At 61.9% G+C, this 19,551-nt stretch carries 18 protein-coding genes; 3 read left to right on the top strand and 15 right to left on the bottom strand.

What is annotated here, in order from left to right; translation table 11 throughout:
- Positions 1–117 precede the first annotated feature (117 nt).
- Both acnA and OVA07_RS06740 read right to left on the bottom strand, forming a co-directional pair.
- Complete coding sequence (gene acnA / locus OVA07_RS06745; protein ID WP_268170699.1) at positions 118–2,790, bottom strand: aconitate hydratase AcnA; 2,673 nt, start codon at positions 2,788–2,790, stop codon at positions 118–120.
- Between the two features lie 212 nt (positions 2,791–3,002).
- Positions 3,003–3,890: a DMT family transporter gene (locus tag OVA07_RS06740; protein ID WP_268170698.1), complete on the bottom strand. Its 888-nt coding sequence runs from the start codon at positions 3,888–3,890 to the stop codon at positions 3,003–3,005.
- 317 nt (positions 3,891–4,207) lie between these two features.
- On the opposite strand from OVA07_RS06740, the gene OVA07_RS06735 reads away from it, so the two are divergent.
- On the top strand, positions 4,208–5,506 hold the full coding sequence (locus OVA07_RS06735) for a L,D-transpeptidase family protein (RefSeq protein WP_268172637.1): 1,299 nt from the start codon (positions 4,208–4,210) through the stop codon (positions 5,504–5,506).
- 171 nt (positions 5,507–5,677) lie between these two features.
- Here OVA07_RS06735 and OVA07_RS06730 read toward each other — a convergent pair whose 3' ends face one another.
- The 8 genes from OVA07_RS06730 to OVA07_RS06695 form a co-directional block, all read right to left on the bottom strand.
- On the bottom strand, positions 5,678–6,301 hold the full coding sequence (locus OVA07_RS06730; RefSeq protein ID WP_268170697.1) for a murein L,D-transpeptidase catalytic domain-containing protein: 624 nt from the start codon (positions 6,299–6,301) through the stop codon (positions 5,678–5,680).
- Positions 6,302–6,352: 51 nt separating this feature from the next.
- The gene (locus OVA07_RS06725; protein WP_268172636.1) at positions 6,353–6,868 is read right to left on the bottom strand and encodes a GNAT family N-acetyltransferase; all 516 of its coding nucleotides are present in this window, start codon (positions 6,866–6,868) and stop codon (positions 6,353–6,355) included.
- Positions 6,868–7,770 carry an EamA family transporter gene (locus OVA07_RS06720; protein WP_268170696.1) on the bottom strand — a complete coding sequence of 301 codons (903 nt, stop codon included), beginning with the start codon at positions 7,768–7,770 and terminating at the stop codon, positions 6,868–6,870. Before OVA07_RS06720 ends, OVA07_RS06725 begins: the two co-directional genes overlap by 1 nt.
- 2 nt (positions 7,771–7,772) lie before the next feature.
- The gene (ispG, locus tag OVA07_RS06715) at positions 7,773–8,909 is read right to left on the bottom strand and encodes a flavodoxin-dependent (E)-4-hydroxy-3-methylbut-2-enyl-diphosphate synthase (protein ID WP_268170695.1); all 1,137 of its coding nucleotides are present in this window, start codon (positions 8,907–8,909) and stop codon (positions 7,773–7,775) included.
- Between the two features lie 70 nt (positions 8,910–8,979).
- Positions 8,980–9,492 carry a GNAT family N-acetyltransferase gene (locus tag OVA07_RS06710; protein WP_268170694.1) on the bottom strand — a complete coding sequence of 171 codons (513 nt, stop codon included), beginning with the start codon at positions 9,490–9,492 and terminating at the stop codon, positions 8,980–8,982.
- 19 nt (positions 9,493–9,511) lie between these two features.
- Positions 9,512–9,934: a hypothetical protein gene (locus tag OVA07_RS06705; RefSeq protein WP_268170693.1), complete on the bottom strand. Its 423-nt coding sequence runs from the start codon at positions 9,932–9,934 to the stop codon at positions 9,512–9,514.
- 65 nt (positions 9,935–9,999) lie between these two features.
- A complete protein-coding gene (gene tldD / locus OVA07_RS06700; protein WP_268170692.1) occupies positions 10,000–11,433 on the bottom strand; it encodes a metalloprotease TldD in 1,434 nt (477 codons plus the stop codon).
- A gap of 203 nt (positions 11,434–11,636) precedes the next feature.
- On the bottom strand, positions 11,637–11,837 hold the full coding sequence (locus OVA07_RS06695) for a zinc-finger domain-containing protein (RefSeq protein WP_268170691.1): 201 nt from the start codon (positions 11,835–11,837) through the stop codon (positions 11,637–11,639).
- A 71-nt stretch (positions 11,838–11,908) separates the two neighbouring features.
- Here OVA07_RS06695 and OVA07_RS06690 point away from each other — a divergent pair, with 71 nt between their 5' ends.
- Positions 11,909–12,880 carry an ABC transporter ATP-binding protein gene (locus OVA07_RS06690; RefSeq protein ID WP_268170690.1) on the top strand — a complete coding sequence of 324 codons (972 nt, stop codon included), beginning with the start codon at positions 11,909–11,911 and terminating at the stop codon, positions 12,878–12,880.
- Positions 12,881–13,361: 481 nt separating this feature from the next.
- Complete coding sequence (nadB, locus tag OVA07_RS06685) at positions 13,362–14,945, top strand: L-aspartate oxidase (protein ID WP_268170689.1); 1,584 nt, start codon at positions 13,362–13,364, stop codon at positions 14,943–14,945.
- On the opposite strand, the gene OVA07_RS06680 is transcribed toward nadB, so the two are convergent.
- The 5 genes from OVA07_RS06680 to OVA07_RS06660 all read right to left on the bottom strand — a co-directional run bounded on the left by OVA07_RS06680 (position 14,942) and on the right by OVA07_RS06660 (position 19,351).
- Positions 14,942–15,469: a hypothetical protein gene (locus tag OVA07_RS06680; RefSeq protein ID WP_268170688.1), complete on the bottom strand. Its 528-nt coding sequence runs from the start codon at positions 15,467–15,469 to the stop codon at positions 14,942–14,944. The two genes, nadB and OVA07_RS06680, sit on opposite strands and share 4 nt — an antisense overlap.
- A 132-nt stretch (positions 15,470–15,601) precedes the next feature.
- Positions 15,602–16,369: a sulfite exporter TauE/SafE family protein gene (locus tag OVA07_RS06675; protein ID WP_268170687.1), complete on the bottom strand. Its 768-nt coding sequence runs from the start codon at positions 16,367–16,369 to the stop codon at positions 15,602–15,604.
- Between the two features lie 110 nt (positions 16,370–16,479).
- A complete protein-coding gene (trmB, locus tag OVA07_RS06670; RefSeq protein ID WP_268170686.1) occupies positions 16,480–17,199 on the bottom strand; it encodes a tRNA (guanine(46)-N(7))-methyltransferase TrmB in 720 nt (239 codons plus the stop codon).
- Between the two features lie 131 nt (positions 17,200–17,330).
- Entirely contained in the window at positions 17,331–18,032 is a 702-nt protein-coding gene (gene ctrA, locus OVA07_RS06665; RefSeq protein WP_268170685.1) for a response regulator transcription factor CtrA, read from the bottom strand.
- 317 nt (positions 18,033–18,349) lie between these two features.
- Positions 18,350–19,351 carry a tetratricopeptide repeat protein gene (locus tag OVA07_RS06660; protein ID WP_268170683.1) on the bottom strand — a complete coding sequence of 334 codons (1,002 nt, stop codon included), beginning with the start codon at positions 19,349–19,351 and terminating at the stop codon, positions 18,350–18,352.
- Positions 19,352–19,551: the final 200 nt, after the last annotated feature.

The raw sequence follows: 19,551 nt of genomic DNA, 5'->3' as shown, positions 1-19,551 counted from the left end.
CCTTTGATGATGTTCACGCGTGCCTGCGCCACGCCCCGGCCCCGCACACCACGCACAAACAAAAAGCCCGCCAGGTCATCCCCGGCGGGCTTTTCTGTCAGCCAGTAAGGCCGAGGCTTAAGAAGCCAGTTTGCGCAGCACGTAGTGCAGGATGCCACCGTTCATGAAGTATTCGACTTCATTGGCAGTATCGATGCGGCACAGCGCCGTGAAGGTCAGCTTGGTGCCGTCCTGCTTGGTCACTTCCACTTCGACATCCTGACGCGGCTGCAGGCTGCCAACGCCCTTGATGGTAAAGGTGTCATCGCCCGAAAGGCCCAGCGAGGTGCGGTTCTGGCCTTCCTTGAACTGCAGCGGCAGCACGCCCATGCCGACCAGGTTCGAACGGTGGATACGTTCGAAGCTTTCGACGATCACGGCGCGGACGCCCAGCAGGTTGGTGCCCTTGGCCGCCCAGTCGCGCGACGAACCGGTGCCGTATTCCTTGCCCGCGATCACCACGGTCGGAACGCCATCGGCCTTGTGCTTCATCGCTACGTCATAGACCGAGCCGACTTCGTCGCCATAGCGCGAGAAACCGCCTTCGGTACCGGGGACCATTTCGTTCTTGATGCGGATGTTGGCAAAGGTGCCGCGCATCATCACTTCGTGGTGGCCACGGCGCGCGCCGTAGGAGTTGAAGTCCGCCTTGGCGACCTGATGCTCCATCAGCCACTGGCCAGCCGGGCTGTCAGCCTTGATCGAGCCTGCCGGACTGATGTGGTCAGTCGTGATCGAATCACCCAAGATCAGCAGCGGCTTGGCTTCGATGATGTCGCTGACCGGAGCCGGCGTCATCGACATGCCTTCGAAGTAGGGCGGGTTAGCGACATAGGTCGACCCGGCGCGCCACGAATAGGTTTCCGAACCGGTGACGTTGATCGCCTGCCAGTGCGCGTCGCCCTTGTAGACGTCGGCATAGCGCGCCTGGAACATGGCGCGATCCATGCAGCCAGCCATGGTGGTGGCGACTTCGCTGTTCGAAGGCCAGATGTCCTTGAGATAGACGTCAACGCCGTCCTTGCTCTTGCCGATCGGCGTGGTGGTGAAGTCCTCGACCACCGTGCCCTTGAGCGCATAGGCGACGACCAGCGGCGGCGAGGCGAGGAAGTTGGCGCGCACGTCCGGCGATACGCGGCCTTCGAAGTTGCGGTTGCCGGAGATCACGGCGGCGGCGACGAGGCCGTTGTCGTTGATCGCCTTGCTGATCGGTTCGGACAGCGGGCCGGAGTTGCCGATGCAGGTGGTGCAGCCATAGCCGACGAGGTTGAAACCGACCGCATCGAGGTGCTCCTGCAGGCCTGCACGGACGAGGTAGTCGGTGACGACCTGGCTGCCGGGGGCCAGCGAGGTCTTGACCCACGGCTTGGGCTTGAGGCCCAGTTCGTTGGCCTTCTTGGCAACGAGGCCCGCAGCCACCAGCACGCCGGGGTTCGACGTATTGGTGCAAGACGTGATCGCCGCGATGGTCACGTCACCGTCGCCGATGTCGAAGCCCATGCCTTCCACCGGAACGCGCTGCTGCGCCTTCTTGTAGGTGTTGGCCATGTCGGCGTTGAACACATCGTCCACTTCGGGAAGCGAAACGCGGTCCTGCGGGCGCTTTGGTCCGGCGAGCGAGGGCACGACCGTCGACAGGTCGAGTTCCAGCGTCGAGGAGAAGATCGGCTCAACCGCAGGATCGATCCAGAAGCCCTGCTCCTTGGCATAGGCTTCGACCAGCGCGATCTGTGCTTCTTCACGGCCGGTCAGGCGCATGTAGTCGAGCGTCTTGTCGTCAATGCCGAAGAAGCCGCAGGTTGCGCCATATTCCGGTGCCATGTTGGCCAGTGTGGCGCGGTCGGCAAGCGACAGCGCGGCAAGGCCGGGACCGTAGTATTCGACAAAGCGGCCAACCACGCCGTGCTTGCGCAGCAGGTTGGTGCAGGTCAGCACGAGGTCGGTCGCGGTTACGCCTTCCTTCAGTTCGCCGGTAAACTTGAAACCGACCACTTCGGGAACCAGCATCGACACGGGCTGGCCCAGCATCGCGGCCTCAGCCTCGATCCCGCCAACGCCCCAGCCCAGCACGCCAAGGCCGTTGACCATGGTGGTGTGGCTGTCGGTGCCGACGCATGTGTCGGGATAGGCAACCGTCACACCGTTCTGATCGGTGCTGGTCCACACCGTCTGCGCGATGTTTTCCAGGTTCACCTGATGGCAGATGCCGGTGCCGGGAGGCACGGCGTAGAAGTTGTTGAGGCTCTTCGAACCCCACTTGAGGAAGTCGTAGCGCTCCATATTGCGCTGATATTCGATTTCCACGTTCTGTTCGGCGGCCTTGGGGTGGCCGAATTCGTCCACCATGACCGAGTGGTCGATCACGAGGTTCACAGGCACCAGCGGGTTGATCTTGCTGGTGTCACCGCCCAGCGTGGCGATGGCATCGCGCATCGCGGCAAGGTCGACCACACAAGGAACGCCGGTGAAATCCTGCAGCAGCACGCGCGCGGGGCGATACTGGATTTCGTTGTTCGATTCGGTGGGGTTCTTCTGCCAGTCGACAACCGCCTTCACGTCATCGGTCGACACGGTAAAGCCACCGTCTTCGAAACGGAGGAGGTTTTCGAGAAGCACCTTCATCGAGAACGGCAGGCGCGAAACGTCGCCGAACTTCTCCGAAGCCTTCTTGAGCGAGTAGTAGGCATACTCCTTGCCGCCCACGTTCATCGTGCTGCGGGTGCCGAGCGTATCCTGTCCGACCTGGGTCATGGCTGTGCGTCTTCCCTCCTGTCGCGGCCGTGCTTGCAAACAGCCGCGCGGGGAATCGCGGTAGGGGAAAACCCTGCGCGGCGCGGCAGAATACGGCCTGAAAGCGAGAGCGCGATGCGCGCAAACCTGCCGTGCGTCAAGGGCGGCAAAGCCCCATTTTTGGCCCCAATTGCACTATTTCAGGCTTATTGCTTCGCAATTGCAACAAGCCGTCAATTCGCCGCCCCGCGCGTGGCATGCAGGCACCCTGCAACGATCAGTAATACGCCCGTCAGCGTCGCCAAAGTCACCGCCTCATCAAAGGCCACCCACCCCACGATGGCAGCAGATATGAACGCGGTATATTCCAGCGGCACCAGCACTTGTGCCTCGGCCCGGCCATAGGCCCAGCTCAACAGCATCAGCGACGTGGCCGAAAGCACCGCCGACACCACGATCAGTCCCCACGCAACCGCATTCGGCACCGGAGCCAACCACCACGCGCCGACCCCCAGAAACAGGCACGATACAAGCGCCTGAAAGAACGCCACTTCTTCTGGCCCGGCGATCATGGCCTGCTTGCGTTGCAGCACCAGATTCCATGCATAGAGCACGGCGGACACCAGGATTGCGGCCAGTCCTTTGACCGCCTCGGCATCGGCAGGACCATCAAACTTGCCCCAGCCGATCACCACCACGCCCGCCAGCGCCAGCACCGAACCGCTCACCGCCGCGCGATGCAGCTTTTCCCCCAGCAGAACCGCTGCCAGATACAGCGCAATCAGGGGCGCGATGAAGCTGAGCGCAATGCCTTCGGCCAGCGGGGTGCGGACGATGCCATAGAAGAACAGCACCGCCATGCACGCTGCCACCACGCCGCGCAGAATGTGAACCTTGATCGTCGCCAGCGCAGGCCAGCCTCCGCCATTGCGCTCGCGTCGCCACAACCACAGCGGCAACATGATCGTGGCGCCGGTCAACCCGCGCCAGAACATCGCGGCATAGGCCCCCACCGCAATCGACGCAGCCTTCATCACCCCGTCCATTACCGAGAACAGGGCCAACCCAAGGATCACCGCCACAACTGGTAACAGCGGAACGCGCGCAACTTCACCATTCATTCCGGCAGGCATAAGCAAATCGGTTGCATCTTGAAACCACCTTCTCCCCAAGGCGTTAACGAGGTTCGCGGTGCCCGAATTCAGGCTCCAGTCAGGCGGGATACTTGATCCAGTTCAGGGCTTGGGGCAGGACATCGCAACGACAGGATGTTCCGCACCGGCGACAGGTGGTGTGCGAAGACAGGGATATGCCAGTGAAGCGTGTGATTTGCGGGAACGGACTTTCGGAAAAGCTGGCGGAAAATCTGGCGGAAAAGCTGGGCGGACCTTTGCTGGGCCTCGCCCTTGCCGCCACTGCGGTCGCAGGTCCGGCCGCCATGGCCCAAACCGCATCGGGTCCGGCTGACCTTACCCGCCAGATCAAGCCCCTGTCGCAGCCGACCCCGGCCCCGACGGCAAGCGCCAGCCCCGCAGCCACGCCAACTGCCGCACCGCAGACGCTGGCCCCCGCCCCAACCCTGCACTGGACGCAGGGCGATGCGCAGGCGCTGCTGGTCGCTATCAAGGGCATCGGCAGCGAAGGTCTGTTTCCCAAGGACTACGAACCCGAAGCCCTGTCCGCCGCCATCGTGAAAGGCGAAGGCGAGGCACTGGACGAAATCGCCACCCGCCTGTTCACATGGGTTGCCGAAGACCTGCGCGACGGTCGCACGCCCATGCCTGCGCGCGTGCAATGGTTTGCGGTCGATCCCGATCAGGACGTCAATCCCACCGTGCTCATACTTGCCTCGGCGCTGGAAAAGCATGACGTGAAGGGTGCGCTTGCAGCGCTGCTCCCTACCCACCCTGATTATGCCGCGCTGAAAGCCGCGCTTCCAAAGGCGACCACGCAAAAGCAGGCCGCGCTGATCCGCGCGAACATGGACCGGTGGCGCTGGCTGGCGCGCGATCTGGGCACGCAATACCTGCTGACCAACGTACCCGAACAGATGCTTCGCATCACCGTGCGCAACAAGATCATCAGCACGTATAAGGTTATCGTCGGCAAACCCGGCAAGACAGCAACGCCGCAACTGGCCGAAACCGTGGAAGGGGTGATCTTCAACCCCACCTGGACCGTGCCACAATCCATCGTCGTGGGCGAAGGCCTTGGCGCGCGTCTGGTCAACAGCCCGGCCAAGGCTGCGGCCGAAGGCTACAAGGTAACCAAAGCCGCTGATGGCACCATCTATGTCGTGCAGCAGCCGGGCGATGGCAATTCGCTGGGCCGGATGAAGCTCGACATGCCCAACGAACATGCGATTTTCCTGCATGACACGCCCAACCGCAACCTGTTCAACCTGCCCGCCCGCGCACTGAGCCATGGCTGCGTGCGTGTTGAACGCGCAACCGAACTGGCCATGACGATGGCGATCCTTGGCGCGGGGATGACGCCCGACGATGCCGTGGCCGCCCACACGTCGAAGGTTTATACCAAGGTGCCGATGACCAAGACTTTCCCGGTATATCTCACCTATTTCACCGTCGCCCGCGACGTGACCGGCACGCTGCGCTCTTTCACCGACATCTATAACCGCGATGCCCCGGTGCTGGCCAGCTTCGCCCAGCCGCGCCAGCTTCACACCACCCAGCGCAAGAGCACCGAAGCGATCATCAAGCTGGATAATCCCCTGTAAGGTGAAGACCCGCCAAAGCGTCTGCCAGCGCAAGGCACGCTACGCATCGAAAGAAGAAGCTATCGAGGCCGCCCTGAAAAGCGGCCTCGTTCTGCATCCCTATCAATGTGACCGCTGCCGTCGATTTCACCTGACCAGCCGCACCAAAGGACGGCGTCAGCCGAAACCTGATTAACCCAGACCCAACCGGTCCGCGTAAATCAAACGCCCGCCCGAAAGGTGCCACAGCGCTTCGTTGAAATCCGTTTCGCTCATGGCAAAGCAGCCGTCAGAACGGCCCAGCTTGCCCCATTTGTCCAGCATGGCCGGATCGGCATACCACGCCGGATGCAGCACGATGGCACGGTCCAGCACGTTGGAATTTTCCGGAGAAAGCCCGCCCAGACGGATCGAGGTGCCGTATTTGCCCTTGTACCATTCATAAGTGACATAGGCCCCGCGCGACGTCGCAAGGCTACCGACTTCGTTCGAAAAGCTTTTCAGAAACCCGTCATGCTCAGGGTCCGACCCGCGCCCATGGGCGACCAGAAACGAACGCACTTCCCCCCGATCCAGATTGGCGAAATGAAAGCGCGGCAGCGAACTTGGCATCGCGAAATCGGCAATAGCGACAATATCGGTGCGCCACAGCGAGGCGCGATGTCGTTCCACCTGTTCCGCCGCCAGTTCCAGCACGCGGCGGTGCTGTTCATTGGGGTAATATGTCGCCGCAGCCACGCGCGGCGGAAACACGGCGGCAGCGACGCTTGCGCCCACGCCTGCCAGAACCGTTCGCCTGTTAACCTTGCTGCTCATACCCAGTCCAATAACCCGTTCGGCCCTTATCCAGCCTGAACGACACGCATTCTATGCATTTTCGGTGGAATTTCCAGCATTCGCGCCCAGTTGCGCCGCCAACTGCAACAGGGCGGCACCATCCACCCGCATTCCGGTCCATTCGTCCAGAAACCGCGCGCCCAGCGCCTTGTAGAACCCGATGGACGGTTCGTTCCAGTCCAGCACCGACCATTCCAGCCGCGCGCAGTCACGCTCTACCGCCAGCGCCGCCAGATGGGACAGCAAGGCTTTGCCCAATCCAGACCCGCGCGCCTCAGGCCGCACGAACAGATCTTCCAGATAGATCCCCGGCTTGCCTTCGAAGGTCGAGAAATTGTGGAAGAACAAGGCAAAGCCCTGCCCCACGCCATCGACCTCGCCAATCACGACTTCGGCATAGGGCCGCACGCCGAACAACTTCTCGCCCAGCACGGCGTCATCGAACCGCACTTCATGCGCCAGCTTTTCATAGTCAGCCAAAGCCCGGATTAGGTCTGCAATCAGGGGCAGGTCTGCGCGCGTGGCAGGGCGGATCGAAAGCGTCATCATGCAAACCTTTCCTTCAGAATCGGCCACAACATCCCCAGCGCAAGGCCCGACATGACCAGCGCAAATGCCGCGATTTTCCAGCCCTGTACGGGCTCTCCCAGCGCGAATGCGGACGTCGCCAGGCCGAAGACCGGCACCATCAGCGCCATGGGTGCGACTTGCGCGGCGGGATGACGGCCCAGCAGCCAGCCCCATGCGACATAGCCGAACATGGTGTTGCCGACCGATTGCCAGGCCACCGCCCCCCACGTCGCCCCATCAGCAGCGGCAATGCCCTGCACCATGGCCTGCGGTCCTTCCAGCACCAGCGCGAACGCCAGCAGCGGCGGCACGGCGAAGATTGCCGACCACACGACATAGGCCAGCATGTTCAGCTCGCGGTCGGCATGGACCGCGTTGCGCGCCACAATATTGCCGCATCCCCACGAAAACGCTGCGGTCACGCACAGGGCAAGACCCAACGGTGTCGCGCTGCCATCGGTGTGAGCAAGGATCGTGGCAAGGCCGCAAGTGGCCAGCAGCAAGGCAAGTATCTGGACTTTCGCCACCTTTTCACCCGTCAGCCACACCGACAGGCCGATGGTGAAGAACACCTGCATCTGCAGGATCAGGCTGGCGATGCCGGGCGTGATGTCGGCACGCATGGCAGTGAACAGCAGACCGAACTGCCCGGCCCCGATCAGCACGCCATACATGGCCAGATTGCGCCACGGCACTTTGGGCCGGGGCAGTACGAAGATCAGCGGAAACACCACAAAAACAAAGCGCAACATGGCAAAAGTCAGCGGCGGCAGGTGCGCCAGCCCCAGCTTGATGACCGTGAAGTTGCTGCCCCACACCGCCATGATGGCGACGGCAAGCAGGAGATGAAGCGCCGGCAGGCCCTGACGTTGCGTCAATCCTACTCCGCCGCCTCGGTCACGCTTCCGGCATCCGTGGTTGCAGCTTCGATCTCGGCCGCTTTCTGCTCCACCAGCGTCACGATATGGTCCAGCATTTCCTCGGACTGGACGTGGTGGTCGGTCACCCCGGAAAGATAGACCATATGCTTGCCATTGCCGCCGCCGGTCACGCCAATGTCCGTCTCGCGCGCTTCGCCCGGGCCATTGACCACGCAGCCCAGCACCGACAGCGAAATGGGCGTTTTGATGTGGGTCAGCCGCTTTTCCAGCGCTTCGACCGTGCGGATCACGTCAAAGCCCTGCCGCGCGCAGCTGGGGCACGACACCACGCGGACGCCGCGGGTGCGCAGACCAAGGCTTTTGAGGATTTCAAAGCCGACGCGCACTTCCTCTTCCGGTTCCGCCGACAGCGAAACGCGCAAGGTGTCGCCAATGCCTGCCCACAGCATATTGCCGATACCGATGGAGGATTTGACCGTGCCGCCAATCAGCCCGCCCGCCTCGGTAATACCAAGGTGCAGCGGACAATCGACCGCTTCGGCAAGGCCCATGTAGGCGGCGACGGCAAGGAACACGTCGCTGGCCTTCACCGCCACCTTGTATTCATGAAAATCGTGATCTTGCAGCAGCTTGATGTGGTCGAGCGCAGATTCGACCAGCGCTTCGGGGCACGGTTCGCCGTATTTTTCCAGCAGGTCTTTTTCAAGACTGCCCGCGTTCACCCCGATGCGGATGGCGCAACCGTTGGCCTTGGCCGCGCGGACCACTTCGGCCACGCGGTCGCTGCTGCCGATATTGCCGGGGTTGATGCGCAGGCAGGCCGCGCCAGCATCGGCGGCTTCAAGTGCGCGCTTGTAGTGGAAATGAATGTCCGCGATCAGCGGAACGCGGGCCGCCTTGGCGATCTTCTTGAAGGCGGCAGTGCTTTCAACATCCGGGCAGGAAACGCGAATCAGGTCCGCACCTGCTTCTTCGCAGCGCCGGATCTGGTCGATCGTCGCCACGGCATCGGACGTGGGCGTATTGGTCATGGTTTGCACGGTAATCGGCGCATCGCCGCCAACGGGAACCGCGCCAACCATGATCTGGCGGCTCTTGCGACGCGCGATATCGCGCCATGGACGGATGGAGGACATGAGGCTGCTATAGGGATTTATGCGGCATCCTGAAAGGCACCTAAACGTACATGAACGTCCGCAAACGTCCTTAAAGTGCGCCTGCGAACAGAAATTCCGGGTCTACATGGTCGCCAACAGTAAAGGTGATGTCGGCCACCTTGTCCATGCCATAGCGGCGATAGAATCGCTGTGCATCCGGGTTGTCGGCATAGACCGACAGCTGCATTTCATCCGCGCCCCAGCGCCGCGCTTCTGCCAGCGCCCAATCCATCAACCGCGCGCCGTGACCGCGCCCGATCTGGTCGGGGTCGGTGTAGAGCTGCTTGAGTTCCATCGGGCGCAGCGCGGGCGTGTGGGCGGGCAGGCCGCTGGACTTCACGATCTTGCAAAAGCTGGCGATGCGGCCATCGTCCTCCATCACGGCGACCTTCATCGCCGGGTCGGCCAGTTCTTTCAGAACCTTTGCCGGCGAATGCGCATCATCCAGAAACATTGCAAGGTTTGCAGCGCTGTAAAGGTGGCCGAATTTGGCGATGAAGGCGCGGCGGCCAAGGTCGGCAATGGCGGCAGCGTCTTGTTGGGTAGCGAGGCGAAGCGTCATGCGCTCCGCCCTAGCGATTTCAGTTCGCGCTGGCGACCTTGACCTTCTTGTAGGGCACAAACTGCCCCAGCCCGACCGATCCGCGCCAGAAGCCACCGGTGCGGTCAATCATGCGGACGATATCGACGCTGCACAGTTGCGAACTGAACGTCTGCGTCAGCATGATGTCGTTATCGTCGAGCGACCGCGCGCCCGATTCCGGGCGGTTTACCCACAAGGTGCTGCCGGTGTCATAGACGATGGCTGTCTTGTCATAGATGCGCGTCTGCGTGACGCGGGGGAGATAGATGCAATCCTCAGCCTCGCCCGCGACGCGACCGTCCAGCGCCTTGGCAAGCTGCTGCTCAGGCGTCAGGCGCGGTTTGGCGTCAGCCATGGTTCCCGCAACGAGAAGCGATCCGGCGGCCAGCGCCGCGGCGATCTTGCCTGCAACAATCTTCATGGCACGTATCCTTTTCGATTCGTTACCCCAGCAAATACCACGCTCCGCCTGAACCTGCGCTGAAATCAGCCGGTGCCGCCGATGGTCAGCCCTTCAACCAGCAAGGTGGGCTGGCCAACGCCTGCTGGCACGCTTTGCCCGCCCTTGCCGCAAATGCCGACGCCTTCGTCCAGCGCCAGATCGTTGCCGATACCGGTCACCTTGGTCAGGCAGGTCGGACCATCGCCAATCAGCGTAGCGCCCTTGATCGGCGCGCCCAGCTTGCCGTTTTCGACCAGATAGGCCTCGGTGCAGGAGAACACGAACTTGCCGCTGGTGATATCCACTTGCCCGCCACCAAACGATTTGGCGAAGATACCGTTCTTGATACGTGACAGCAGTTCGGCAGGATCATCATTGCCTGCGCGCATGAAAGTATTGGTCATGCGCGGCATCGGGGCATGGGCATAGGATTCGCGCCGCCCGTTGCCGGTGGGTGCCACGCCCATCAGCCGGGCGTTGAGGCGGTCGTGGATATAGCCTTTGAGGATGCCGTCCTCGATCAGCACGTTTTCCTGCGTCGGCGTGCCTTCATCATCGATCGACAGCGAACCGCGCCGCCCCTGCCCGCCTGCGCCCAGCAGCGTGCCATCATCGACCACGGTAACGCCGGGTGCGGCCACGCGCTGACCAAGGCGGCCGGAAAAGGCACTGGTGCCCTTGCGGTTAAAATCGCCTTCAAGGCCATGGCCGACGGCTTCGTGCAGCAGCACGCCGGGCCAGCCGGGGCCAAGCAGCACGGTCATTTCGCCAGCGGGCGCGGCGACCGATTCCAGATTAACCAGCGCCTGCGCCAGCGCTTCGTCAATCGCGCGGTTCCACGTTTCGGGACTGAACAGGTCATCGTACAGCCGTCGCCCGCCAATGCCGAACGATCCGGTTTCGCGCCGTCCGTTGTGTTCAGCCACGATAGACACGTTCAGCCGCACCAGCGGGCGCACATCATGCGCGACAAACCCGTCCGCGCGGACAATTTCCACCACCGACCATGATCCGGCCAGCGAAGCCGAAACCTGCGCTACGCGGGGATCACGGCTGCGCGCGGCGGCATCGATGGTTTCCAGCAGCTTGACCTTGGCTTCAAACGGCACAGCGTCGAGCGGCGAGGCATCGGTATAGAGATGACGGTTGTTATTGCGCGGCGGTGAGGCGGGCTGACCCTTTGCCGGATCGAGCAGTTTCAGCGTTTCGCCTGCGCGCGCGATGGCGGCGGCGGAAATCTCGTTCGCATGGGCAAAGCCGGTCATTTCGCCCGAAACGCCACGCAGGCCAAAGCCCGCATCGCGCGAATAATCGGCAGTTTTCAAACGGCCATCGTCAAAACCGAAGCTCTCGGATGCAATGAACTGAAGATAGAGTTCGCCATCGTCGCAGGCCTGCAACGCATTGGCGGTGATGGCTTTTGCATCATCGGGAGTGAGCAGGCCGGGGCGATAGAGCAGCGAGCGGGTATCGGTCATGGCAACCGATATAGGGAGGAGAGCGCCGAGGCGAAAGGCCGGGATTTTTTCGGGCGGACGAGGCACGGATGCCGAAAGAAAGCCTCCTCCGGATCAAGTCCGGGGCGACGTTGTGTGGATAGAAGGGGTGAGGTCAGCCATCCACGCGGCCCTGGCGGGGATTTCTATCTGCACTTTGCCGCAGTGGCAGCTTCCGTGAGCGGTCAGGCCGCCGCAGCGGTGTCCGCCGGGCCGTCCTTCAGCACGAAGCGCTTGTCGCAGTAGCCGCATTCGACATAGCCGCGTTCGTCGATTTCGAGCCATACGCGCGGGTGGCCGAGCGCCACGCCGCCGCGAATGTCGGCGGCGCCATCGCACTTGACGCGGTGAGAGGTGGTGAAGGCGGTTTCGGGCGGCTGTTGCATGTTGGTGCCGCTAGCAAATCCGGCGCCCGCAGACAATTGCGTTTTGGTGCCGGTTGGGGCAGGCAGCGCACATGAATTCCAGCGACACCATGCATCCCGCCATCCGTATCCGCGATCTGGTAAAGCGCTATGCGCCCACCGGCAAAGCGCAGAAAGCAGGCGGCGGCAAGCTGGCGCTGGGCGGGGTCAGCTTTGACGTGCCGCAAGGACAGATTTTCGGCCTGCTGGGGCCGAACGGCGCGGGCAAGTCCACGCTGATAAACACGCTGGCCGGTCTTGTGATGAAAACATCGGGCACGGTAGAGATCTGGGGCCACGACATTGACCATGACGTGCGCAACGCCAAGGCATCGATCGGGATCGTGCCGCAGGAGATCGTGTTCGATCCGTTCTTTACCCCTGCCGAAGTGCTGGAAAACCAGGCGGGCCTTTATGGTGTGCCCAAGGCGCTGCGCCGGACAGTAGAATTGCTGCGCGCGGTGCATCTGGCGGACAAGGCCGATGCCTATGCCCGGTCGCTGTCAGGCGGGATGAAGCGGCGACTGCTGATTGCCAAGGCGATGGTACACGCCCCGCCAATTCTGGTGCTGGACGAACCAACCGCCGGGGTTGATGTGGAACTGCGGCGGCAGTTGTGGGAACTGGTGAGCGAGCTGAACCGCGATGGTGTGACCGTGGTGCTGACCACGCACTATCTGGAAGAGGCCGAAGAGCTATGCGACCGCATCGCCATTATCAACCACGGCCAGCTTATCGCCAACAAGCCGACGCGCGAGCTGGTGGACATGGCGCGTGAGAAGATTGTGGTGCTGACTCTCGACCGCGATATTGATGCTGCACCGCAGCATAACTTGTTCTCCAAGAGCACCATATCGGACGAGAGGCAGGTTGAAATAACCTACGACAAGGACCGGATGACCGCTGGAGAAGTGATGTCGCTGGTGCAGGGTCAGGGCTATGCCATCGTCGATGTATCGACCCGCGAAGCTGACCTTGAAGACGTGTTCGTCAGCCTTACCGCCATGCCTAAGAACGCAGGCTGACAGGACGGCAAAAGCGCCGTCCTGCAGAGCATGATATTGGTTAATCCCGTTTTAAATCCGGGGCTTGCGCCTCAGCATGAAACAGGATCGGGCTGGACTTTTCAGCGCGCCACACCCCGCTCCGGACCCGTTCGACAGGCTTGCCGCAGTGTTCGCACACCGCCTCATACCGTATACCGTTCCAGTTGATCCTGGAGCGGTCTGGCCTGTGCCTGTTTATCAAACATGAAAGTTTATTGAGAATCACCGTCTGCCCCACCAACTGACGAATTGGACGTGTTACGTAACATACTGCAATTGCGAAACAAGTAAGCCATGAGGCCTTTTTACAGAGGCCCTGACAGGTGGTTAGCGAAACCCCGACAACGCTCTGTAACCCAGGCTGCATCAGCACGGCTTTGCAAACACCGGACGGTCGTTCTAGAGCCGCTGAAACCGGGGCGGTCCGGAACCAGTGCAGGAACCGCATAAGGAGACGGGCGTGAGCGGGCATGACGTGCTTATCATCGGGTCTGGCGCGGCGGGGCTTACCGCAGCGCTGGTGCTGGCCGAGAAATGCCGCGTGCTGGTGCTGGCCAAGGGCGCGCTGGATGGTGGGTCGACCAACTGGGCGCAAGGCGGGATTGCCGCCGTGCTGGACGCTGGCGACACGTTTGAGGACCATATCCGCGACACGATGATTGCAGGTGCAGGCCTGAACCGGCGCGAGACGGTGGAATTCGTGGTAGAACATGCCCCGCAGGCCATCGCCCGACTGGCCGAGCTTGGCGTGCCGTTCAACGCCGAGGCAGGATCATTGCACCTGACGCGCGAAGGCGGGCATTCGCATCGCCGGATCGTGCATGTCGACGATGCCACCGGCGCAGCGGTGCAGAAAGCGCTGCTGAAGGCCGCGCGTGAACATCCCAACATTACCCTGCTGCCGGGCCAGACCTGCATTGACCTGATTACCGGGCGGCACGAAGCCGCGCGCTATTCCGGATCGGGCCGGGTTTGGGGCGTCTATGCGCTGGACGAGGCAACCGGCAAGGTTGCCGCCCACACTGCACGGGCAACGATCCTGGCCACAGGTGGCGCAGGCCGCGTCTATCAGTTCAGCACCGCGCCGCGCGGGGCCACCGGCGATGGCATTGCCATGGCGTGGCGGGCGGGCGCGCGGGTTTCGAACATGGAGATGATGCAGTTCCACCCGACGTGCCTGTACAATCTGGACGTGAAGAACTTCCTGATTACAGAAGCGGTGCGCGGCGAAGGCGGGCGGCTGGTCAATCCACGCACCGGCAAGCGATTCATGGAATTTTATGACGCACAGCGGCTGGAACTGGCCCCGCGTGACGTGGTGGCCCGCGCCATTGACGCCGAGATCAAGAAGTTCGGGCTGGATTACGTCCATCTGGACATCAGTCACATGCCCGCCGATTTCGTGAAGGGCCATTTCCCCAACATCTATGAAAAGCTGTTGGGCCTTGGCATCGACATGACCACGCAGCCGATCCCGGTAGTTCCGGCCCAGCATTATACCTGCGGCGGGGTGCTGATCGATCTGGACGGGCGGACCGACCTTCCGGGGCTTTATGCCGCGGGCGAATGCACCGAAAGCGGGCTGCACGGGGCGAACCGGCTGGCGTCCAATTCGCTGCTGGAATGCTTTGTGTTCGGCGACGTGGCCGCACGCGACATTCTGCGCCGCTGGGACAGCTTCGATGCCCCGCCGACCGTGCGCGGGTGGGACGAAAGCCGGGTGACCGATTCTGACGAAGAAGTGGTCATCAAACAGAACTGGACCGAAATCCGCCGGTTCATGTGGAATTATGTGGGAATCGTGCGCACCAACAAGCGGCTGGAACGCGCCGCGCACCGCATCCAGATGCTGTCGGACGAGGTGAACGATTATTACGGCCACTTCCGCGTGACCACCGACCTGATCGAACTGCGCAACCTGTTGCAGAGCGCCGAACTGATCGTGCGATCAGCCCGCGCCCGGCACGAAAGCCGGGGGCTGCACTATACGCTGGATTATCCGCAGACCGATGCGGTGGCAAAGGACACGGTGCTGGTGCCCTAGGCCGGTTCGGCTTCGACGAATTCAGGATAGAAGATCGGCGCGCGGGTGGACCATCCCTGTGCCGTGGCAGCTGCTTCGCTGATCGATTGCAGCAGGTCGCGGCGGCGATCCGGGCGGATAAGCGGCAGGGCAGCCGCGGCGCAGAAGGCCGCAGGCAACCACGGGCGCGCTTCGGCCCCAAGCAGGCGTTCGTAAAGGAAGCGGAAGGCGGAAAAGCCTGCGATGCGGTCTTGCGCCAGATCGAACGCGGCAAGGTGCATCAGGTGGCCCATGAAGGGTTCGAGGCTGTCCAGCCCATCAACATTGGGCAGCATGCGGCGCAGCGCTGGAATATCGCGATAGAGATCGGTCTGCGCGTGAATGCTGGCGGCTTCACCATCGTCGCGCGCCCAGCGGGCCACTGCATTGCCGCGGCCCAGCGCAATATCCAGACTGCGCCGAATATAGCGCTGCTCGCACGGTTCGAAGCTGGCGAATTCGCGCATTTCGGAAATGGTGATGCCGCTTGCGTCATACCGCGCCATGATCTTGCCCTCCGATCGCAAGGGCGAATCGGCCCTTTTGCCAGGATCAGAATGGCCCGCCATGGTTAACATGACGTTATCCGTGATGTAGGAAAAGGCTGCGGATGATGCCGCAGCCCGGCCTTCAGCGGTTCAGAAGAAAGCCTTGTATGCGCCGAACAGGCTGGTGAGCGTAAGGACAACGCCAACCATGATGAGCATGGCCTTTGCCGGAATATGCTTTGCCGCCCATGCACCGAACGGTGCCGCCGCCAGACCGCCGATCAGGAAGCCCAGCGTGGCTCCGGCAAGGTCAGCGACGCCCAGATGCCAGATGAACGTGGCCGAGACAGTCAACGTGAGGAAAAATTCGACGGTGTTGACCGTGCCGACGACCTTGCGCGGATCAGCACCCTGAATCAGCAGGTTGGACGTGACCACCGGACCCCAGCCGCCGCCGCCGACCGCATCGAGAAAGCCCCCGACAAGGCCCAGTGGGGCAACATGCTTGGCTTCCTTGATCTTGGGCGGGTAAAACAGGCCGCGTGCAAGCAGATAGAGGCCGATGCCCGAAAGATAGAGCAGTATCCACGGCTTGACCGCCGAGGCATCGAGCGAGGACAGGACATAAGCCCCGACCACCCCGCCCGCCACGCCAGGCAGGAGCAGGCGGAAAAACAGCTTCTTGTCGATATTACCATGGATCAGGTGGCTGATGCCCGACGTGGCCGTGGTGAAACATTCGACAATATGCACCCGCTGCGATGCCAGCGCGGGCGGAATGCCCAGAACGCCAACCATAAGCGTGTTGGAAATGACCCCGAATGCCATGCCCAGCGCGCCATCCACCATCTGCGCGGCAAAGCCGACGGCGATGAAGGGCAGCAGCGCTGTAAAATCGATGCTGGCAAGAAAATCCATCGCGAATCCCATCCCTGTTCCGAACGGTGAGGTAGCGCAGGCCCCATGACACACCGAACGCAGAAATTATACTCTACCTTAAAGGGAGAGTTTTTTGCGACGAAATGATGTCAGGCCCGGCGGCGATAGCGGAAATACCACACTTCATGGCCGTAAACCGTGCGTGCCTTGTGCTCATAGCGGGTTTCAGGCCAGCCACCGGGCCGCACCTGAAAGTCCTGCGCCTGTTGCGCCTGCCATTCAAACTGGTGCTTGTGCTGGCGCATGACCATCAGCGCGTGACGCAGATAGACCGCGTGGTCGGTGCCAAAGCGGAACTCGCCACCGGGGCGCAGTTTGGCCGCGAACATATCGACCGGGCCATGGTTCATCATCCGCCGCTTGGCATGGCGCGCCTTAGGCCAGGGATCGGGGTGCAGGAGATAGAGAAACGACAGTGAACCATCAGGAATACGCTCCAGCACTTCCAGCGCATCGCCATGATGGATGCGCACATTGCCCAGCGGAGCATGCTGACCGTTGTCACCCGCCACATGCGTCAGCGCCTGCGCCACGCCGTTGAGAAACGGCTCGGCCCCGATGAACCCGTGATCGGGCAGCATATCGGCACGGAAGGCCATGTGCTCCCCCCCGCCGAAGCCGATTTCGAAATGCAGCGGGCGCGGCTCGCCAAACAGCGCTTCGGCAGTGATCGGCCCTTCGGCAGGCATCGCGATTCTGGGCAGGAGCGTATCGACCAGTCCCTGCTGGCCCTGCCGCAAGGGCTTGCCCTTGGCACGGCCATAGAGCCGGTTAAGCGTGGTCGGATCGCCGGATTTGTGTGCAGTCATGATGCGGGCGGATGGCAGGAGGGGCGGTAACGGTCAATGGGGAGCAGCTACGCCCAAACCAAAACGGCCCGCCATGGAGGAGGCGAGCCGTTTCGGGATTGTAGCGTTGAAAAGCGGTCTGAGAAAAACGATCAGGCCGCTTCGGTAGCGCTAATATCATCCGGATCACGCAGGACATATCCGCGGCCCCAAACGGTTTCGATGTAGTTTTCACCACCGCAGGCATGCGCCAGCTTCTTGCGCAGCTTGCAGATGAACACGTCGATGATCTTGAGTTCAGGTTCGTCCATGCCGCCATAAAGGTGATTGAGGAACATTTCCTTGGTCAGGGTCGTGCCCTTGCGGAGCGAAAGCAGCTCCAGCATGGCGTATTCCTTGCCTGTCAGGTGGACGCGGGCGCTATCAACCTCAACCGTCTTGGCATCGAGATTGACCGAAAGCTTGCCGGTGCGGATGACCGATTGCGAGTGCCCCTTTGACCGGCGAACCACCGCATGAATGCGAGCAATCAGCTCTTCGCGGTGGAAAGGCTTGGTCACGTAATCGTCCGCGCCGAAACCGAACGAACGCACTTTTGAATCCATTTCGGAAATGCCCGACAGGATCAGAACCGGGGTTTGCACTTTGGCGACACGCAGCTTTTTCAGCACATCGTAGCCGTGCATGTCTGGCAGGTTCAGGTCGAGCAGAATGATGTCGTAATCATAGAGCTTGCCCAGATCGAGGCCTTCTTCGCCAAGATCGGTGGAATAGACATTGAAGCCTTCGGCCGAGAGCATAAGCTCAATCGCCTTGGCGGTCGTCGGTTCGTCTTCGATCAGCAGTACGCGCATTTTACTGCCCCCTTCTTGCCATGTCCCCAAGGCAATTAACCCGCCTGAAACCGGGGTTGATCGCCATTAACCATAGGAGGAATGAACATGAAAGGTTAATTTGTTGTAAAGCCAGCCGACGGTTCTGACGGCCTTAATGGCGCAGGTGGCTGGAAAAGAATCATTTCTGCGGCGAAGTGATTCAGATCGGGCGAAAATCTGCAGAGATTCCAGAGCATCGCGCCATAAATCCAGCCGCCAGAATAGAATCATCCATTTCAGATATAGGTTAACCGCGGCGCGCGATTATCCCTGAAGCACCCGATTCGGACCCCGAATCAGGCGCCTGTGATACCAAGGCTGGATGCCGCCTCACGCAGTTTTCTGGCGCTGGCGCTGTCGTTGCGGAATGCGGCAAGCCCCTTTTGCAAGGCTTCGGCAGCCTTTTTCGGTTCGCCCAGTTGCATCCGGCTGCGCATCAGCATGATCCAGCGATCGGCATTGCCCGGTTCTTTTTCAAGTTTGGCCTCAAGTCCATCGACCATGCCCCGGATCATCGCTTCCTGCTGGCCCTTGGGCAGGCTGGCGGCAGCTTTCATCTCTTCGCTGGTTGGCCCCGGAATGCCGGCAGCGGCCTTGTGCGGGCCATCGGTGATGACGCCATTGGCAGGCGCGGCAAAATGCGCTTGCGCAAGGCGCTCTTCCACCTCGATCTTGCGTTTTTCGCCCACCGAGCGGATCACTTCGCGCACGTCTTCGGCATAGGGCGCGTCAGCGGGCGTATCTTCCAGCAAAGCGAACCATGCGTTGATCGCCTGTCGCGGACGGCCCGAAAGATCGAGCGCCACAGCCTGAAAATAGCGGGCGCGGGCGTCCTTGGGGTCAAGCCGGATCGCCTTGTCGAACGCGGCCTTGGCATCGCGCGGCATACGGCCTTCTTCCTTGCTGGCAAGCACCAGCGCTTCGCCCAGAAACGACCATGTATCGGCATGTTCGGGATCGAGCTTGGTTGCCTTTTTCAGCGCGGTGGCAGCTTCGGCATAGCGTTCGGTCTGAAAATAGGACCAGCCAAGCATGCGCCAGCCCTCGGCGTCTTCGGGGTTTTCGGCCAGCTTTGCCTCAAGCCTGGCCACCACGTCATCGACCGAAGGCTGCTGGCTGGGGGCGACGGCGGGGGGCTGAGCCTGCGGCGGAGCGGCATCTTCACCCCGCATCATGGCCAGAGCGCCCGCACCCAGCGCAATCGCGCCTGCCGCGACCAGCGCGATGCGGCCCACGCGCGATCCGCCCGGCGCGGGTGCGCGCAGATCAGGCGGGGTGGCGGGCTGGGACTCGGTCATCGCATACTCCTGTCGGACGCACGTTGCGCACATCCGTCGCTGGTCCGCGCATATCGCGCCCGATGGGTTGGGCGCAAGCGGCTGGGGCACCAACGGCCTGTGACTTGCGGTTTTTCAGACGGATGCGGCCGATAATCGGCGCGAACCGCCAAGACCTGCAAATAGCGGTGGCAATGCGCGGTGCTTGCGTTAAAGTCTTG

The sequence above is a fragment of the Novosphingobium sp. SL115 genome (assembly GCF_026672515.1).
Lineage (GTDB): Bacteria > Pseudomonadota > Alphaproteobacteria > Sphingomonadales > Sphingomonadaceae > Novosphingobium.
This window is presented reverse-complemented; position numbering and strand designations above follow the sequence as displayed.

What these genes read in the sequence shown, in the direction of transcription:
- OVA07_RS06660 (WP_268170683.1), bottom strand. Translation starts at nt 19,351, where the DNA reads ATGACCGAGTCCCAGCCCGCCACCCCGCCTGATCTGCGCGCACCCGCG.
- OVA07_RS06710 (WP_268170694.1), bottom strand. Translation starts at nt 9,492, where the DNA reads ATGACGCTTCGCCTCGCTACCCAACAAGACGCTGCCGCCATTGCCGAC.
- OVA07_RS06680 (WP_268170688.1), bottom strand. Translation starts at nt 15,469, where the DNA reads ATGGCGCGGTATGACGCAAGCGGCATCACCATTTCCGAAATGCGCGAA.
- trmB (WP_268170686.1), bottom strand. Translation starts at nt 17,199, where the DNA reads ATGACTGCACACAAATCCGGCGATCCGACCACGCTTAACCGGCTCTAT.
- acnA (WP_268170699.1), bottom strand. Translation starts at nt 2,790, where the DNA reads ATGACCCAGGTCGGACAGGATACGCTCGGCACCCGCAGCACGATGAAC.
- ctrA (WP_268170685.1), bottom strand. Translation starts at nt 18,032, where the DNA reads ATGCGCGTACTGCTGATCGAAGACGAACCGACGACCGCCAAGGCGATT.
- OVA07_RS06735 (WP_268172637.1), top strand. Translation starts at nt 4,208, where the DNA reads ATGGCCCAAACCGCATCGGGTCCGGCTGACCTTACCCGCCAGATCAAG.
- OVA07_RS06675 (WP_268170687.1), bottom strand. Translation starts at nt 16,369, where the DNA reads ATGGATTTTCTTGCCAGCATCGATTTTACAGCGCTGCTGCCCTTCATC.
- tldD (WP_268170692.1), bottom strand. Translation starts at nt 11,433, where the DNA reads ATGACCGATACCCGCTCGCTGCTCTATCGCCCCGGCCTGCTCACTCCC.
- OVA07_RS06730 (WP_268170697.1), bottom strand. Translation starts at nt 6,301, where the DNA reads ATGAGCAGCAAGGTTAACAGGCGAACGGTTCTGGCAGGCGTGGGCGCA.
- OVA07_RS06725 (WP_268172636.1), bottom strand. Translation starts at nt 6,868, where the DNA reads ATGACGCTTTCGATCCGCCCTGCCACGCGCGCAGACCTGCCCCTGATT.
- ispG (WP_268170695.1), bottom strand. Translation starts at nt 8,909, where the DNA reads ATGTCCTCCATCCGTCCATGGCGCGATATCGCGCGTCGCAAGAGCCGC.
- OVA07_RS06705 (WP_268170693.1), bottom strand. Translation starts at nt 9,934, where the DNA reads ATGAAGATTGTTGCAGGCAAGATCGCCGCGGCGCTGGCCGCCGGATCG.
- OVA07_RS06740 (WP_268170698.1), bottom strand. Translation starts at nt 3,890, where the DNA reads ATGAATGGTGAAGTTGCGCGCGTTCCGCTGTTACCAGTTGTGGCGGTG.
- OVA07_RS06695 (WP_268170691.1), bottom strand. Translation starts at nt 11,837, where the DNA reads ATGCAACAGCCGCCCGAAACCGCCTTCACCACCTCTCACCGCGTCAAG.
- OVA07_RS06690 (WP_268170690.1), top strand. Translation starts at nt 11,909, where the DNA reads ATGAATTCCAGCGACACCATGCATCCCGCCATCCGTATCCGCGATCTG.